We start from the raw sequence: 15,154 nt of genomic DNA on the forward strand, positions 1-15,154 counted from the left end.
TCCCTCATTGCCATGATCGATGGTAAGCGCCCAGGGTGGTCTGGCTGCCTTCCGACAAACCGGCCAACACCTGGCGCCATTCTTCCCGCACCCGGAATCGTTGCGGCGCAGCCCGGTGGGCATCCAGTGCGGCGCGCCAGACCCGGGTCACTTGTTCAACGTAGGCCGGGCTGCGCTGGCGGCCCTCGATCTTCACTGCCTCGACGCCGATGGCCGCCAGCTCCGGCAGCAGGTCCAGGGTGTCGAGGCTGGTGGGTTCTTCCAGGGCATGGAAGCGCTTGCCGCCGACCAGGAAGCGGCCCTTGCACAGGGTCGGGTAACCGGCCGGCTCGTCAGGGGTGTAGCGGTCGATCAGCACCTCGCTCAAGCGTGCGCTCAGGCCGTCGGCGTCTTCGCTCCAGCGCACTGCCTTGGCCGGTGAGCACACGCCGCACAGGTTCGGCGACTCACCGGTGATGTAAGAGGACAAGTGACAACGGCCCTCGGCCATGATGCACAGGCTGCCGAAACCGAAGACTTCGATCGGCACTGGGCTCGCTGCTGCTACCTGCCGCACCTGGGCCAGGGACAGCACCCGTGGCAGCACCGCACGCCGAATGCCGTAGCGCTCGGCGTAAAAAGCCAGCGCCGCGGCATGGGTCGCCGAACCTTGTACCGAAAGATGCAGGGCCAGTTGTGGGTGGCGCTGGCTGGCGTAGCCGAGCACCCCGGGGTCGGCGGCGATCAGGGCGTCGACGCCCAGATCGGCGGCGCGATCCACCGCGCGCTGCCAACGCTCCCAGCCCTTGGGTTGTGGGTAGGTGTTGACCGCCACATAGAGTTTGCGTTGGTGCTGGCGGATGTGCGCGACCGCCGCGTCGAACTGTTTGTCGTCCATGTTCAGCCCGGCGAAATGCCGGGCGTTGGTGTCATCGCGAAAGCCGACATAGACGGCATCGGCGCCTTGGCGCACCGCCGCTTTGAGGGCAGGCAGATTCCCTGCCGGGCAAACCAGTTGCATGGGGCATCCTCATGAGAAAACTCGGAGCGCCGCCAGTCTAGTCAGCTCATCGGCGGCGACCTTGACGACAATCAATTGCCGTTAATGCATCAGGCTCGCGAACGGCAAGTACATCACCTTGTCGAGCATGCGCACGTGCGCCTGGCACTCGACCACGGCCAGACCGTCGGCCCAGCATGCGGCAGCCAACATGGCCGAACTTTGCTGGGGATGCAGCTCGACACACAGCGAACCATCGGCACCGGGGACCAGTTTCGCCCGCAGGTACTGCCGCCGCCGGTTGGGCTTTGGCCAGTCAAACCCGGCCGGCAACTGCAACGAGATAGGCAATACTTCGTCCATGCCTTGGGCCCGGAACAGGAACGGGCGCACGACAATCAATGCGGTAATCAGCGCCGCCGATGGGTTACCTGGCAAACCGATCCAGGGTTTGCCGGCGACTTCGCCAAAGGCCAGCGGTTTGCCCGGCTGGATTGCCAGGCGCCACAGGTCAACGCTGCCCAGCGCTTCGATGGCTTGTTTGAGGTGATCCTCCTCGCCCACCGAAACGCCGCCGGAGGTCAGCAGCACATCACACTCGGCCGCCGCCAGGCTCAAGGCCTGGCGACTGGCGAGCAGCTTGTCGGGCATGGCGCCGTAGTCATGCACCTCCATGCCCCAGCCGCGCAGCAGTGCCGCGAGGCTATGGCGATTGCTGTTGTAGATCTGCCCCGGCGCCAATGCTTCGCCCGGTTCGCGCAGTTCATCGCCGCTGCTGAGCAGACCGACCTGCAACGGCCGATAGACCTCCATTCGCGCAATCCCGGCACCGGCCAGCAACCCCAGCTCCTGGGCCCGCAAGCGCTTGCCGGCACGAAGCAACAGGTCTCCTCGGCGCACTTCCTCGCCTTCCTTGCGCACATGGTCGCCGTCATTGACCGGTGGCAACCAGACCCGCTCACCTGCTACCCGACAGCTTTCCTGGGGCACCACGGTGTCTGCCCCCGGCGGCAGCGGCGCGCCCGTGAAAATCCGTACGGCCTGCCCGGGCTGCAGCGGATTATTGGATGCCTGTCCGGCGGCAATGCGCCCGGCCAGGGTCAGATAACCTCCGCCGGCTGGCAGGTCAGCGGCCCGCAGGGCATAACCGTCCATGGCGCTGTTGTCCCACGCAGGCAAGTTCATGGGGCTGCGGATGTCTGTCGCCAGCACCCGGCCCAGGGCCTGGTCCAGCGCCACCCGTTGCACCGGAGGCGGCAGCGGTGCCTGATCCAGCAGGTAGCGGATGGCTTCATCCACCGGCATCAGCGCGCCGCTCTCACAGACGCTGCCACACGCGCCGCTGCTCATGAGCGCGTCCCGCAAGGCTCAACGACAACGCCGGGCTGCGGCTTGAGGTGGGGAGTGAAGTTGCACGGGCCGGTGCGGCTGTCCAGTTGACCGACCAGGATCTGTTCCCAACCGGTGCGACACGCGCCCGGCGAACCCGGCAGGCAGCACACCAATACGCCGTTGCTCATACCCGCCAATGCCCTTGATTGCAGGCTGGACATGCCGATCTCTGCCAGTGACACCTGCCGGAACAGTTCGCCGAACCCGTCCACCTGCTTGTCCAGCAGCGGCAGCACCGCCTGGGGAGTGTTATCGCGGGGGGTAAAACCGGTGCCGCCGGTCATCAGCACCACTTGCACTTCAGGGTCGGCGATCCACTGCGAGACCTGGGCGCGGATCTGGTAGATATCGTCCTTCACCAGCCCACGGTCGATCAGCACATGCCCGGCGGTTTGCAGCAGATCGGCGAGGGTTTTCCCGGAGGTATCGGTTTCGGAGCTACGGGTATCGCTGATGGTCAGCACCGCAATATTCAGCGGTTGAAAGTGGCGTTGCGTCAGATGGGCCATGGTCAGCCGTCCTTTAAAAAAAGATGGCCCAGCCTGAACCGCAATCGGGGCCGGGCCTATTCCCCGATAGAGGTACCTCCCTCGGCGTTTACGGTGCCAGGCGGATACGCTGCCAGACGCCTTCTTGCAGGCGGTAGTCGAGGCGATCGTGCAGACGGTCGGCGCGGCCTTGCCAGAACTCCAGCCGTTCAGGCCTCAGGCAGTAGCCGCCCCAGTGTTCGGGACGCGGCACTGGCTGATTGATAAACCGTCGTTCGGTCTGCGTCAGCAACGCCTCAAGGGCGGCCCGATCCTCCAGCTCACGGCTTTGCGGCGAGGCCCAGGCACCAAGACGACTGGCCAGGGGGCGGGAAATGAAATAGGCATCCGATAGCCCGGAATCGAGCTTGTGGACCTGCCCTTCAACCCGCACTTGCCGTTCCAGCCCCGGCCAGAAAAACGTCATGGCCGCCCACGGATTGATCGCCAGGTCCCGTCCCTTGCCACTGTCGTAGTTGCCGAAAAATGTGAAACCTTCATCGCTGAACCCCTTGAGCAGCAGCACCCGACAGTGCGGCCGGCCCTGCTCGTCCACGGTCGCCAGGGTCATGCTGTTGGCTTCCACCGGAGGGCTTTCGGTGTCGCGGGCTTGTTGCATCCATAACCCGAACAGAACCATCGGATCGTCCGGTGCCTGGGCTTCATCCAACCCGTCCAGGGTGTACTGACGACGCATTTTGGCCAGGGAAAGGGGCATGACGATGATCTCCACGATGGATTTGCTCCAGTGTGGGTTCTGTCGCGCGGGCAGGCCTTGATCGTTGTCAATGGCGGATCTTGTGTTGAACGTGCCGATGCCATCGCGAGCAGGCTCGCTCCCACATTGGGCCTATGGAGTTCCCTGTGGGAGCGAGCCTGAACTGGTCAAGTAATTCTGGACACCAGTTAAGGTTTCACGCCGCCAGTTTCTCCATGGCTACCGGCGACCGGTAGTCGTTGTAGCTATGGAGCCTGACGTTGTTGTATCGCATCACATAACGTTGCACATCCACGCGGGCTTCATGCTCCGAGCTGTAGCCATCGTCTGGCACCCACTCTGATTTCAGGCTCCCAAAGAAACGCTCCATCGGGGCGTTGTCCCAGCACTCACCTTTACGACTCATGCTGTGCAGGAGTCCATGCTTGCGCATCTCATTCCTGAATTTGTGGCTGGTGTATTGGCAACCTTGGTCAGAATGAAACAGCACCTCTTTTGGACAGCCTCGCAATTGAACCGCCATTCGCAACGCTTCGCAGGTCAGCGTGGCATCGGAAATCATTGAAAACGACCACCCCACGATCCGGCGAGCAAACAAATCCAACACTGCCGCGAAATACATCCAGCGCTTACCCACCTTGATGTACGTCACATCTCCACACCACACCTGGTTGATCGCCGTGACATCAAACTTGCGCTTGAGCACATGCGGCGCTACCAGCGCTTCCACGCCGGAAGATTTGTACTTGTGCCGCCGCCGCTGATGACTGGCAACACCGGCTTCGCGCATCAAACTGCGAGCCAGATGTCGCCCGACACGATGCCCCTTTGCTTGCAGTTCCTTGGAAAGGGTGCGAGACCCGGCGGATGCTCTGGATTCCTTGTGATGCTCGACCAGCACGGCTTTGAGTTTCTCCCGCTCAGGCTTCACCTTGCCTTGGCGCTGACGCCAGGCGTAAAAGCTGCTGCGGTTGACCCCAAACGCCCGACAGCAATTGTTAACGCCGTACTGCTCGTCCAGCTCGTTGATCAACGAGAATGATCTTTGGAGTCCAAAAGCAGGAGAGCACTGGCCTTTTTTAGGATTTCAATGTCCAGGTCTTTTTGCCTGAGCAACGCTTTGAGCTGCTGAATCTCTCGCTGATCGGCGGTAATCGCCTTAGCCCCCTCGGGGGTCGAACCCAAGCGCTCTTTGCGAACCTGGTCGACCCAACGGCGCAAGGCGGTAGGGCCAATATCCAGGCTGGCACAGACTTCGGGAACGGACTGGCCCTCGTCCAGCACCATGCTGGCAGCCTTGAGCTTGAACTCACTGGAATAAGATTTGCGCATATCCAAACACCTCAGATTTGGGCGCCATCATAGCGCCCGATTGAAGTGTCCAAAATCATTAGGCCAGTTCAGCCTGCTCGCGATGAAGACGACTCGGTCTAATAGGTCGCCGGCTACTTGAGCCCCAACCGCCGCGCCAGTTTATGCAGGTTGCTCGGGTCGACCTCCAGCAGCCGCGCCGCACCGGCCCAGTTCTGCCCGCAATGCTCCAGGGCCTTGAGGATCGCCTGGCGCTGGCAAGTGTCGACAGCTTCATTCAGCGGCTGGAATGGTACATCGGCGACCTCTAGAGACTGTTCAAGTGTCGCGTGGGTCGTGGATCCGCTGGCACTGACGTCCAGGTCCAGCACCTGCGGCTCCAGGGTCATGATCAGGCTGCGACTGGCCCCGCGGCTGAGTTGCTTCAACGCCGCGCGACTGATCACGTGCTCCAGCTCCCGCACATTGCCCGGCCAGGAGTACGCCAGCAGCGCCTGTTCAGCGGCCGGTGACAGGCGCAAGCCGCGCAAGCCCAGGCGCGTGCGGTTCAACTCGAGGAAATGCCCGGCGAGCATCAGCACATCGCTACCGCGTTCGCGCAACGGCGGGATCGGCACCGGGTAGACCGAGAGCCGGTGATACAGGTCGGCGCGAAATAGCCCATCGCGAATGCTGTCCGGCAGGTGGCGGTTGGTGGCGGCGATGATCCGCACATCGACGTGCAGCGGCTTGTCAGCACCCAGGCGCTGGATCTCGCCGTTTTGCAGGGTGCGCAGCAACTTGGCCTGCACACTCAACGGCAATTCACCCACCTCGTCGAGAAACAGCGTGCCGCCATTGGCCGCGTCGAAACGCCCCGCGCGGTCAGTCGTAGCGCCGGAGAATGCCCCTTTGACGTGGCCGAACAGTTCGCTTTCGGCCAGGGACTCGGGCAAGGCTGCGCAATTGACCTGCACCAGCGGCTTGTGACTGCGCCGGGACAAGCGATGCAAACGACGCGCAAACAACTCCTTGCCGACACCGGTTTCTCCCAGCAACAGCACCGGCAGTTCGGAGTCGGCCAATACGTCCAGCTCGTTGAGCAGTTGATCCAGCACCTCGCTGCGCCCAAGGATCTCGCCCTCCTCGGCCGGCCGACGGACATCCGGCAGATCACTGCGCGAGGCGCGCAGGCTGCGGTTTTCCTGCTCGAGCCGGGTCACCCGCACCGCCGCTTCGATCTGCAAGGTGCACCGTTTGAGTTCTTCCCTTGCGCGGCTGTCGAAGGTGCCGGCGTGCAAGGCATCCAGGGTGATCGCGCCCCAGAGCCGCCCTTCCACGTACAGGCTCACGCCCATGCAGTCGTGCACCGGCAGCGGCTCGCCGACGTGGTTATCGAGCAAGCCGTCATAAGGGTCGGGCAAGCGGCTGTCGGGCTCGAACCAGGTAGGTTCGCGCGACGCCATGATCGCCGCCAGACGCGGATGCTGGGCGATCACGAACCGACGGCCGAGCGCTTCATGCACCAGGCCTACAGTGGCGACGGGCCTGAGGCTGTCATCGTCCAGGCGCAACAAGCCTACGGCGCCACTGTTGAAGTATTCGCGCAGGGTCTGTACCAGGCGTTGCAATCGAACGGCATTGGGCAACTCGACGATCAGGTCGGCGGCCAGGCTTTCACGCAGCATGGTAGTGATTACCCTCCAGGGTTCGTTTGACCCCTTGCAGCCAGGGTGAGAATCACCCTGGTAAATATTTATCCGTTAATTTTCAGACAGTTAATTCTGGCACGTCGGCTGCAAAGTTCGCTCATCTGTCCCTCCCGGGATTCAACCCAAGGAAACATGATGAGCCTCGATCTGCTGGAACAAAGCCTCGGCCAATTGGCCTGCGACATTCCCGGTGCCACCCGTACCTTCCATCACTACAACCTCGACTTCTGTTGTGGCGGGCAAAAATCCTTGCGCGAAGCAGCGCTGGGCAAGGGCCTGAACCCACTGCTGATCGCCGATGCCCTGCGCACCCTGCAGGCCGCTGGGGAACTGGGCCATGACTGGCGCGACGAACCCCAGGCGCTGTTGATCGCCCACATCCTGGAACGCTACCACGCCCGTCACCGCGAACAGCTGCCGGAATTGATCCGTCTGGCCCGCCGCGTCGAGATGGTCCATGGCGCCCGGGCCAGTTGCCCCGTCGGCCTGGCCGATCACTTGCAGGACATGTATCAGGAACTCGAAGGCCACATGCTCAAGGAGGAGCAGGTGCTGTTCCCGATGCTGCAACAGGGCCTGGGTGATCGGGCCTCGGCCCCCATCCAGGTACTGCGCTACGAACACGACCAGCACGGTGAAGCGCTGGAAACCATGCTTGCCCTGACCGACCAGATCACCCCGCCCTCCGATGCCTGCAACACCTGGCGCGCCCTGTATCGCGGGCTGGTGGAGTTTCGTGATGACCTGATGCAGCACATCCATCTGGAAAACAATGTGTTGTTCGTCAATGCGATGAAACCCGTTCGCTGACTCTCAAACATTGCCATTACCCCTGTGGGAGCAAAGCTTGCTCGCGATAGCGCTGGATCAGTCAACATTGATACCGACTGACATTGCGCCATCACGAGCAAGCTTTGCTCCCACAGCCGTTTGTGGCTCTCATTCCTGCTCAAAACTGCCAATAGAACATCGCCTTGGCCAACACCACAATCAGCACCATGTGTCCCAGGATACTGCGACGCAGCCAGCAGGCGCGGTCCGGGGTCAGCCGCCCGCTCTTGAGCCAGTACGCCAGCCACAAATAATGGCCGATGATGCTCAAGGCCAGGAGGATCTTCAGGCTCAGCAACAGGCCGAAGCTGTTGCTCAAAGGTTGGCTCAATGCACCGCGATGCTGCCAGGCCAGCGCGATGCCGGCGCTGTAAAGCACCAGCACCACCCCGTGCAACACCTGCCGCGAACGCTTGGCGATAGCCGGGTCGGCGGCGTCCTTGACGCCTTCGGCCAAAGGCCTGCGGGCGGCATGCCAGATAAAAACCTCGAAAAACAACGTGCCGATAAAAGCGATAGCCGCCAATAGATGAATGACTAGCAAAACCCCATACATCATCGATCCCCTCGGCTCATCCTGGATGCCCATCCACGCGGGCCTGCAACAGCATCGGCCCATAACGCCAGGCGTAGAGTCCGAATGCCAGGGTCCAGCACAGCCCCGCCAGCCACAGCGCGGCCAACGGGAACAGCAGCACCAGCAGCACTCGGCTCAGGCATGCCAGGTTCAGCAGGACGAACGCCAGGGTCATGCCGGCCGGCGGTTCCAAGGCTCGCCCGGTATGGCCCAGGCTGACGCGGGCGATCATCGCCAGGATCAACCCGGCCATGGCGCCGATGGACAAGCTGTGCACCGCCAGGCTCGGGTTCAGCGCGACGCCGAAATGCCACAGCGCCATGCCCAGGCAAGCCAGCGCCAGCCAGGCGTAGGCCAGGTGCAGCGACCACAGCAGCGGCACCCGCCACAAATCCCGATCATGCCAGCGCACCAGTCGCACCCCGTGCCCCACCGCCAGCGCGGCGAACAACAGGCCGACCCAGAGGCTGGTCGACAGCGCCGGGCCGAAGGCATACAGCAGCGCCACCAGTGCCGACCCCGCCAGTAACAGACGATCGAGCCACGGCCAGGGGGCAACGCCTTCTACCCGGCCCAGACCGCGCTGGGTAAAGAAAGGAATCACCCGCCCGCCGATCAGCCCCATCATCGCCGCCACCAGCCATAGGCCGGTGAGCACGCTTTGGCGCTGCAAGCCCTCGTCATGTTGCACCAGAGCGTATACGGATAACCCATCAGAGGCGGCTAACAGCAGCAAGACCAGCACAATCGGGTAATTGCGCTTCTGCCGTACGCGCCACAACGTAATGCCCATCAACGCCGCAACCGCCAGGGCGAAACCCAGCTCCAGCAACGTCAGCAATGGCCAGGGTGCATCCACCAGCCAGGCCAGTCGCGCGCCCAGCCATAACAGCGCCAGCGCCGCCAGACGTTTGCCGCTCAGCCCCGGAGTACCTGTCCAGGTCTGCACCGCCGTCAACAAGAACCCGGCGATGATTGCCAGGCCGAAGCCGAACAGCAGTTCATGACGGTGCCAGGCCAACCAGCCGCCGGCCGGTTGCCAGGCCGACAGCCTTCCAGTAAACGCCGCCAGCCACAACGGTATGGCCAACAATGCAAGCACACACCCGGCCAGGAAGAACGGCCGAAACGCCAGCCGCCACAACGGCAGGATGGCCATGGCCTTGCGACGGTCAAGCACTTGCATACACCACTCCTTTACCTCAGCGCGGGACGGGCCAGCGGTGAGGGGTCAACAATCAGGGTTCGAATGATCAGCTATCGGCACCGGCGGGCCTTGTCTCAGATCAAGCCAGCCTGCCTCACCCAGGTACTTGCAAGGGGCTTGCCGAAACCGGTCGAGGGTGCACCGCCCCACTCAATAAACCGTCTGCTTATCCCCTGAAGGGGCGAGCCTGCTGGCGATAAGGCCGGTCAGCTCGATATCTCCGCTGACTGTCAAGCCGCCATCGTGAGCAGGCTCTCTCCCACAAATGGCCGTCAACCGGGTAAATATAACCCTGTCATGGTGATTATCACCCTAACAGTACAGGGTCATTTATACCCATCTCACCGTACGGCCCCGCAAATCAACGGTTGCGGGCATGGCCCGTCTCTTGCTCTGGCAGGGCACAGACTTTTTTTGCCGGGGTTACCCATGAAATACGTCGCGCTGCCGCTCGCCTGGTTCGTCCTGCTCTCTTGCGTCGTGGGGCTGGCCAGCGGCCTGTCCCTGAGCCTCGTCTGAATCCGATTCATTTCCCTGCCATACAAGGACTCATGCCATGGTGCTTCACCGTGTTCATCACCAGATTCTGCGCAGTCATCACCTGTTCGAACCGTTGAACGAAGAACAGCTCGACGAACTGATGAGTACCAGCCAATTGCTGAATGTCGACAGGGGCGAACCGCTGTTCCGCCAGGGCGAACCGGCGCAGGCGTTTTACTTCGTGATCTCCGGCGCGGTGAAAATCTACCGGTTGACGCCGGACGGCCAGGAAAAAGTCTTCGAGGTGATCGGCGAGCGCCAGACCTTCGCTGAAGCCATGATGCTGATGGACACGCCGAACTACGTCGCTTGCGCAGAGGCCGTTGGGCCAACCCAGCTGTATCGCCTGTCCAATGCCACGTACATGCGTCTTTTGCAAAGTAACAGCCGGTTGACCTTCGCCCTGCTCGGCAAGCTCTGTGTGCGCCTGCACCAACGGGTCAACGAGATTGAAACCCTGTCGCTGAAAAACGCCACCCACCGCGTGGTGCGCTACCTGCTGACACAACTGGTACGCTTGCAAACCGTGGACAGCCAGTTCGAGCTGCCCATGGCCAAGCAACTGATCGCCGGACACCTGTCGATCCAGCCAGAAACCTTCTCGCGGATCATCCGCCGGCTGATCGATGAAAAAATCATCACCCAGGACGGTCGCCAGATCGCCATTCTCGACCGCCTGCGCCTGGAACATTTCGAATGAGCGCGCAACCCACCTGCCTGTATTGCCAACACGCCAACCCCGCCAATCAAAGCGAATGTCGCCAGTGCGGCATGCCGCTACCGGCCGAGGCAGGGCTGGCTGGCGAGCGCCGCCTGCGACGCTTCACCTGGTTCTGTGTCGGCCTGACGATATTCTGCGTCGTCATGTTTTTCTGGTTACCCCGCGACATCGCCTGAACCCTCAATCCTGAGTCAACTGCCGGTACAACTGCGGCAAACGCAGCGGCAGTTGTTCCGGCTGACGGATCAAGGTGTAGCCATTGGCGCCGAACATATACGGCAGGTAATCCCCGGCTTCACGATCGATGGTGATGCAAAACGGCGTCAGCCCCTGGCGCCGGGCCTCCAGCACCGCCTGGCGGGTGTCCTCCACGCCATAGCGTCCTTCATAGAGATCCAGGTCGTTAGGTTTGCCATCGCTCACCAGCAACAACAACTTGCGTCGCCGCTTGCACCCTTCCAGCCGTTGGGTGGCCTGGCGAATGGCGGCGCCCATGCGCGTGTAGTAACCGGGCCTGAGGCCCTGGATCCGACCGCGGGTGTGGTCGTCATAGCCTTGGTTGAACGCCTTGATCTCGTGCATCCGCACCTGTTGTCGGCGCAGTGAAGAGAACCCGTACAAGGCAAAATCATCCCCCAGCACCGACAGGGTTTCACCGAACAGCAGCAGGCTGTCGCGGATCACGTCGATCACCCGGTGTTCGTCGTTGAGGTGGGCATCGGTGGACATCGACAGATCGGCCAACAGCAGGCAAGCCAGGTCGCGGCGGGTCTGGCGTTGTTCCATGAACAAGCCGCGTTCGCTGCATTGGCCGTGCTGACGCTCGACGTGGAAGTCCAGCCAAGCTTGCAGGTCCAGCTCCGAACCCTGGGTTTGCTGGCGCAGCCATTGTCGATCGTTGCGCAGGTGCTCGAACTGGCGCCGCAAACGCTGGGCCGACGCGCGCAGGCGGTTCGGCAGCGGCTGAGGTTCGCAGTCCCGGGGAATGAAAGTCTGCACACTGACGAAATTGTCCTGGAGGCGTTGTTTGCGGTAGTCCCATTCCGGCAACAGGATGCCCACGCCCAGGGGAATGTCATCCACATCGGCCGGCGGCAAGTCCAGGTGCAACTTCAAACCGCCGCCCTTGCGCAAGCGGGTGCGCGACAGGGTCAATTGGTCCAGGTCCTCGGCGACGCGCGCCGCGTCCGGGTCTTCGCTGTCGTCCGCCCAGCGATCCAGGTCCACGTGTTCGGTCCAACTGAACAGGTTCTCCAGGCGCACGATCAGCAACCCACCGTCCCGGGTGGTGTCGTCGATGCGCTCGGCGCGCTTGCGACCGCCCTGCTGCTCACCCGGCAGCGTCGCCAGGTATTGCTCGGACTCCTCGAGGTTGGCCGCCTGGGGATTGCCCAGATGCTGGGGCGGATACAGCCACAGCGGCAGCGGCCAGGCGGCCCGCTCACTGCGCGGAAAATGCTCGACGCTGCCCGGTTCGCGCAAGGCCTGACACAGCGCGCGCTCCAGGGCCGCCTCGGCCGGGGGCAATGATTGTGGGTCGGGACGCAACGACAGATGCGCATCCACCAGCCGCCGATATCGGCCACGCAGCGCCGGGTAACGCCCCAGCAGTGCCAGGGTCCAGCGTTGGTTGTCACGTCCCCAATGTTTCATCGGCCCCGCTTGCGCAGCCAGCAACGCCAGCCAGCGGTACAGTTCTTCGTTCAACCCGGCATCGGGAAACGCCGCCAGGCTCGCCGGCAAACGCAGGTTGTCGCCATCGCACCAGGCCAATGGCACTTGCTTGCAGGTGCCGGCGATCTGCTGCAACAGGTTGCGGCGCAGCAACAGGTCGCGGTCGCTGACGGCCTCCACACCCAGGTGAGAAGCACCACCGGTGGCGCGCAACAGTACATGCAGAGCGCGTTGCCGGGGGATCAACTCCACCCGCGCTTCGGGAAAATCCACACTGGCTCGTCGGGTGATGAAACGGTGCCAGACGCTGCCGACCCACTCTTCCAGTTCAAGGGTGAATGCCATGGTTATTCTCCTATCGACGCGTTGCGGTGGAGGGACTGGCTCGCATCGCTTTTGTGGCGAGGGAGCTTGCTCCCGCTTGGGTGCGAAGCGCCCATCAAAAAGGGTCTGCTGCGCAGCCCAGCGGGAGCAAGCTCCCTCGCCACGGCCTCAGTGGTGGCCTTTCAAGACGGCACCACCGCCGCCGGTGCGCGCAAAGCGGCGCGGCCACGTTGGCGGAAGCTGAACAGGTAGCAGAGCAAACCAGCCAGGAACCCGACGCCGCTGACCAGACGCGCCCAGAACAGCGGCTTCAAATGGTCCATCGTCGCCATGAACGGCAAGGCACTGCCGTCCGCCATCCAGCGTTGCAGCCACACCTGGACGACACCGGCGGCGGTGAGGAACAAGGTGATCATCACCATCGACAGCGTCATCAGCCAGAAGCCCCAGATCTCCAGGCGCTGCGAGCGCTCATCCGCCGCTTCACCCAACCCGCGCAGACGCGGCATGGCGTAGCTGATCAGCGTCATGACGATCATCGCGTAGGCACCGTAGAAAGCCAGGTGACCATGGGCCGCAGTCAGTTGCGAACCGTGGGTGTAGAAGTTCACCGGTGCCAAGGTGTGCAGGAACCCCCAGACGCCGGCGCCGAAGAACGCGGTGACCGTGGTGCCTTTGGCCCACAAGGTGGCGGCGCGGTTGGGGTGTTGCCGGCGACGGTTCTTCACCATGCTGAAGGCGAAGATCACCATCGCCAGGAACGGCAGCGGTTCCAGCGCGGAGAAGATCGATCCGACCCACAACCAGACTTCGGGTGCGCCGATCCAGAAGAAGTGGTGACCGGTGCCGATGATCCCGGTAATCAGGGCCATGGCGATGATCACGTAGAGCCACTTCTCGACCACTTCGCGGTCCACGCCAGTGACCTTGATCAGCACAAAGGCGAGCATCGAACCCATGATCAGTTCCCAGACGCCTTCAACCCAAAGATGCACCACCCACCACCAGTAATACTTGTCGCGGACGAGGTTTTCCGGGTTGTAGAAGGAGAACAGGAAGAACACCGCCAGGCCGATCAGGCCGGTCATCATCACCATGCTGACCGTGGTCTTGCGGCCCTTGAGCATGGTCATGCCGATGTTGTAGAGGAAACCCAGGCAGACCACCACGATGCCCATCTTGGTGATCGTCGGTTGCTCCAGGAACTCACGGCCCATGGTCGGCAGCAAATCGTTGCCGGTAACTTTCGCCAGCGTGGCATAGGGCACCGAGAGGTAGCCCAGGATCGTCAGTACCCCGGCGGCGGCGAACACCCAGAACAGCACGATCGCCAGCTTCGGACTGTGCAGCTCCCGGTCGGCTTCCTCGGGTATCAGGTAGTACGCCGCGCCCATGAAGCCAAACAGCAGCCAGACGATCAGCAGGTTGGTGTGGACCATGCGGGCCACGTTGAAGGGAATCAGCGGGAACAGGAAGTCGCCGACCACGTATTGCAGCCCCATGATCAAACCGAACAGCACCTGCCCCAGGAACAGCATCAGGGCAAACACGAAGTAAGGTTTGGCGACGGCCTGCGAGGCGAATTTCAGATGCGGATTAGCCATGCTCATCTCTCAGCCCTCCTTGTTTGGCGGCCAGCCATTGGTATTGATTTTCGAACTCCACTTGAGGAACTCGGCGATGTCGTCGACTTCCTGTTCGCTGAGGTTGAACTGCGGCATGGCGCGACGGCCGGGAACGTTCAGCGGCTGCATTTTCATCCAGGCCTGCAGGAACGGCGTGAAGGCTTCCTCGCCACCACGCCGGTTGACCACATTGCCCAGCTCCGGCGCGAAATACGCGCCCTCGCCCAGCAGCGTATGGCAGCCGATGCAGTTGTTGCGCTCCCAGACGCCCTTGCCGCGTATCACCGATTCGCTCAATTGCGCCTGGTTGCTGCGTTCTGGAAAGGTCTGTTCCGAGTGGTAGGTCAGGGCCAGGAATATCAGGAAAAAGAACACGCTTCCCCCGAAATAAATATTCCTGGCCATGCCTTTGGTAAAGGTATCTGACATGGTCACTTCCTCATTGCTTGGCGTGTCCATTCTAGGAAGCGAGGGTCCAGAACCCGCTTGATGGCGATCAAGAATCTCCGATGGTTTTAGTGGGTTGTTCCAGCACAGCCAGGAAGGCAGATGAGCTGTTGTGGCGAGGGAGTGGCCGCCGCGTCTGCGACGCTGCGCTGTCGCGCAGTGAACCCGGTCCTGTGGCGAGGGGATTTATCCCCGCTGGGCTGCGAAGCAGCCCCAAGACGGCTCACCCTATACATCTGACACACCGAAGCGCCGGCCATAGGGACTGCTTCGCAGCCCAGCGGGGATAAATCCCCTCGCCACAGGTGTTTTGTGATTCAGGCTCAGATCGCGAATGAAATCACGACCCCAATCACAATCGCGAGCAGCGCCGCCCAGCTCAACACCAGCCAGCGCCACAATCGCGGCGCATGGCGCAGCTCCATGAAGCCGTCGGCGATCAACCAGGCCTTGGTCACCGCCACCGCGAGGATGGCGATGGACACCAGTCCGGTGGCAGCGACCTGGCCCAGGGCAACGGTGCCGATGCTCAGCACGGCCAGTGTCATCCAGCAGACGATCAAGACACGGGAAACCGACATGAGCACCTC

At 62.3% G+C, this 15,154-nt stretch carries 16 protein-coding genes; 3 read left to right on the plus strand and 13 right to left on the minus strand.

What is annotated here, in order from left to right; translation table 11 throughout:
- Positions 1-4: 4 nt before the first annotated feature.
- The 7 genes from ubiU to norR form a co-directional block, all read right to left on the minus strand.
- Positions 5-1,000 (minus strand): ubiquinone anaerobic biosynthesis protein UbiU, encoded by a 996-nt coding sequence (gene ubiU, locus AC3I65_RS13315; RefSeq protein WP_047225848.1) that lies wholly within the window; start codon positions 998-1,000, stop codon positions 5-7.
- 81 nt (positions 1,001-1,081) lie between these two features.
- On the minus strand, positions 1,082-2,329 hold the full coding sequence (locus AC3I65_RS13320; protein WP_281459194.1) for a molybdopterin molybdotransferase MoeA: 1,248 nt from the start codon (positions 2,327-2,329) through the stop codon (positions 1,082-1,084).
- The gene (gene moaB / locus AC3I65_RS13325; RefSeq protein ID WP_160892327.1) at positions 2,326-2,880 is read right to left on the minus strand and encodes a molybdenum cofactor biosynthesis protein B; all 555 of its coding nucleotides are present in this window, start codon (positions 2,878-2,880) and stop codon (positions 2,326-2,328) included. Before moaB ends, AC3I65_RS13320 begins: the two co-directional genes overlap by 4 nt.
- An 88-nt stretch (positions 2,881-2,968) precedes the next feature.
- A complete protein-coding gene (gene pdxH / locus AC3I65_RS13330; RefSeq protein WP_419417051.1) occupies positions 2,969-3,616 on the minus strand; it encodes a pyridoxamine 5'-phosphate oxidase in 648 nt (215 codons plus the stop codon).
- Positions 3,617-3,812: 196 nt separating this feature from the next.
- A complete protein-coding gene (locus AC3I65_RS13335; protein WP_047230569.1) occupies positions 3,813-4,649 on the minus strand; it encodes an IS3 family transposase in 837 nt (278 codons plus the stop codon).
- A complete protein-coding gene (locus AC3I65_RS13340) occupies positions 4,646-4,948 on the minus strand; it encodes an IS3 family transposase (RefSeq protein WP_047230570.1) in 303 nt (100 codons plus the stop codon). Before AC3I65_RS13340 ends, AC3I65_RS13335 begins: the two co-directional genes overlap by 4 nt.
- 113 nt (positions 4,949-5,061) lie before the next feature.
- Complete coding sequence (norR, locus tag AC3I65_RS13345) at positions 5,062-6,594, minus strand: nitric oxide reductase transcriptional regulator NorR (RefSeq protein WP_160892323.1); 1,533 nt, start codon at positions 6,592-6,594, stop codon at positions 5,062-5,064.
- A gap of 159 nt (positions 6,595-6,753) precedes the next feature.
- Between norR and ytfE the strand changes: the two genes are divergently transcribed.
- On the plus strand, positions 6,754-7,428 hold the full coding sequence (ytfE, locus tag AC3I65_RS13350; RefSeq protein WP_047225844.1) for an iron-sulfur cluster repair protein YtfE: 675 nt from the start codon (positions 6,754-6,756) through the stop codon (positions 7,426-7,428).
- 139 nt (positions 7,429-7,567) lie between these two features.
- On the opposite strand, the gene AC3I65_RS13355 is transcribed toward ytfE, so the two are convergent.
- Positions 7,568-8,008: a hypothetical protein gene (locus AC3I65_RS13355; protein WP_173406919.1), complete on the minus strand. Its 441-nt coding sequence runs from the start codon at positions 8,006-8,008 to the stop codon at positions 7,568-7,570.
- Positions 8,009-8,021: 13 nt separating this feature from the next.
- The gene (locus AC3I65_RS13360) at positions 8,022-9,212 is read right to left on the minus strand and encodes an NnrS family protein (RefSeq protein WP_488523855.1); all 1,191 of its coding nucleotides are present in this window, start codon (positions 9,210-9,212) and stop codon (positions 8,022-8,024) included.
- A gap of 577 nt (positions 9,213-9,789) precedes the next feature.
- Here AC3I65_RS13360 and AC3I65_RS13365 point away from each other — a divergent pair.
- Together AC3I65_RS13365 and AC3I65_RS13370 are read left to right on the plus strand one after the other, a co-directional pair.
- Positions 9,790-10,473: a Crp/Fnr family transcriptional regulator gene (locus AC3I65_RS13365; protein WP_047225841.1), complete on the plus strand. Its 684-nt coding sequence runs from the start codon at positions 9,790-9,792 to the stop codon at positions 10,471-10,473.
- A complete protein-coding gene (locus AC3I65_RS13370; RefSeq protein ID WP_107322424.1) occupies positions 10,470-10,670 on the plus strand; it encodes a protein DnrP in 201 nt (66 codons plus the stop codon). Before AC3I65_RS13365 ends, AC3I65_RS13370 begins: the two co-directional genes overlap by 4 nt.
- Before the next feature lie 4 nt (positions 10,671-10,674).
- Here AC3I65_RS13370 and AC3I65_RS13375 read toward each other — a convergent pair whose 3' ends face one another.
- The 4 genes from AC3I65_RS13375 to AC3I65_RS13390 form a co-directional block, all read right to left on the minus strand.
- A complete protein-coding gene (locus AC3I65_RS13375) occupies positions 10,675-12,513 on the minus strand; it encodes a nitric oxide reductase activation protein NorD (protein ID WP_488523856.1) in 1,839 nt (612 codons plus the stop codon).
- A gap of 161 nt (positions 12,514-12,674) precedes the next feature.
- Positions 12,675-14,102, minus strand: a complete 1,428-nt coding sequence (locus AC3I65_RS13380) for a cbb3-type cytochrome c oxidase subunit I (RefSeq protein ID WP_047225838.1) — start codon at positions 14,100-14,102, stop codon at positions 12,675-12,677.
- A 3-nt stretch (positions 14,103-14,105) separates the two neighbouring features.
- A complete protein-coding gene (locus AC3I65_RS13385) occupies positions 14,106-14,546 on the minus strand; it encodes a c-type cytochrome (protein WP_047225837.1) in 441 nt (146 codons plus the stop codon).
- Between the two features lie 341 nt (positions 14,547-14,887).
- Entirely contained in the window at positions 14,888-15,145 is a 258-nt protein-coding gene (locus tag AC3I65_RS13390; RefSeq protein WP_107322423.1) for a cytochrome C oxidase subunit IV family protein, read from the minus strand.
- Positions 15,146-15,154 lie beyond the last annotated feature (9 nt).

The sequence above is a fragment of the Pseudomonas sp. N-1-13 genome (assembly GCF_057787095.1).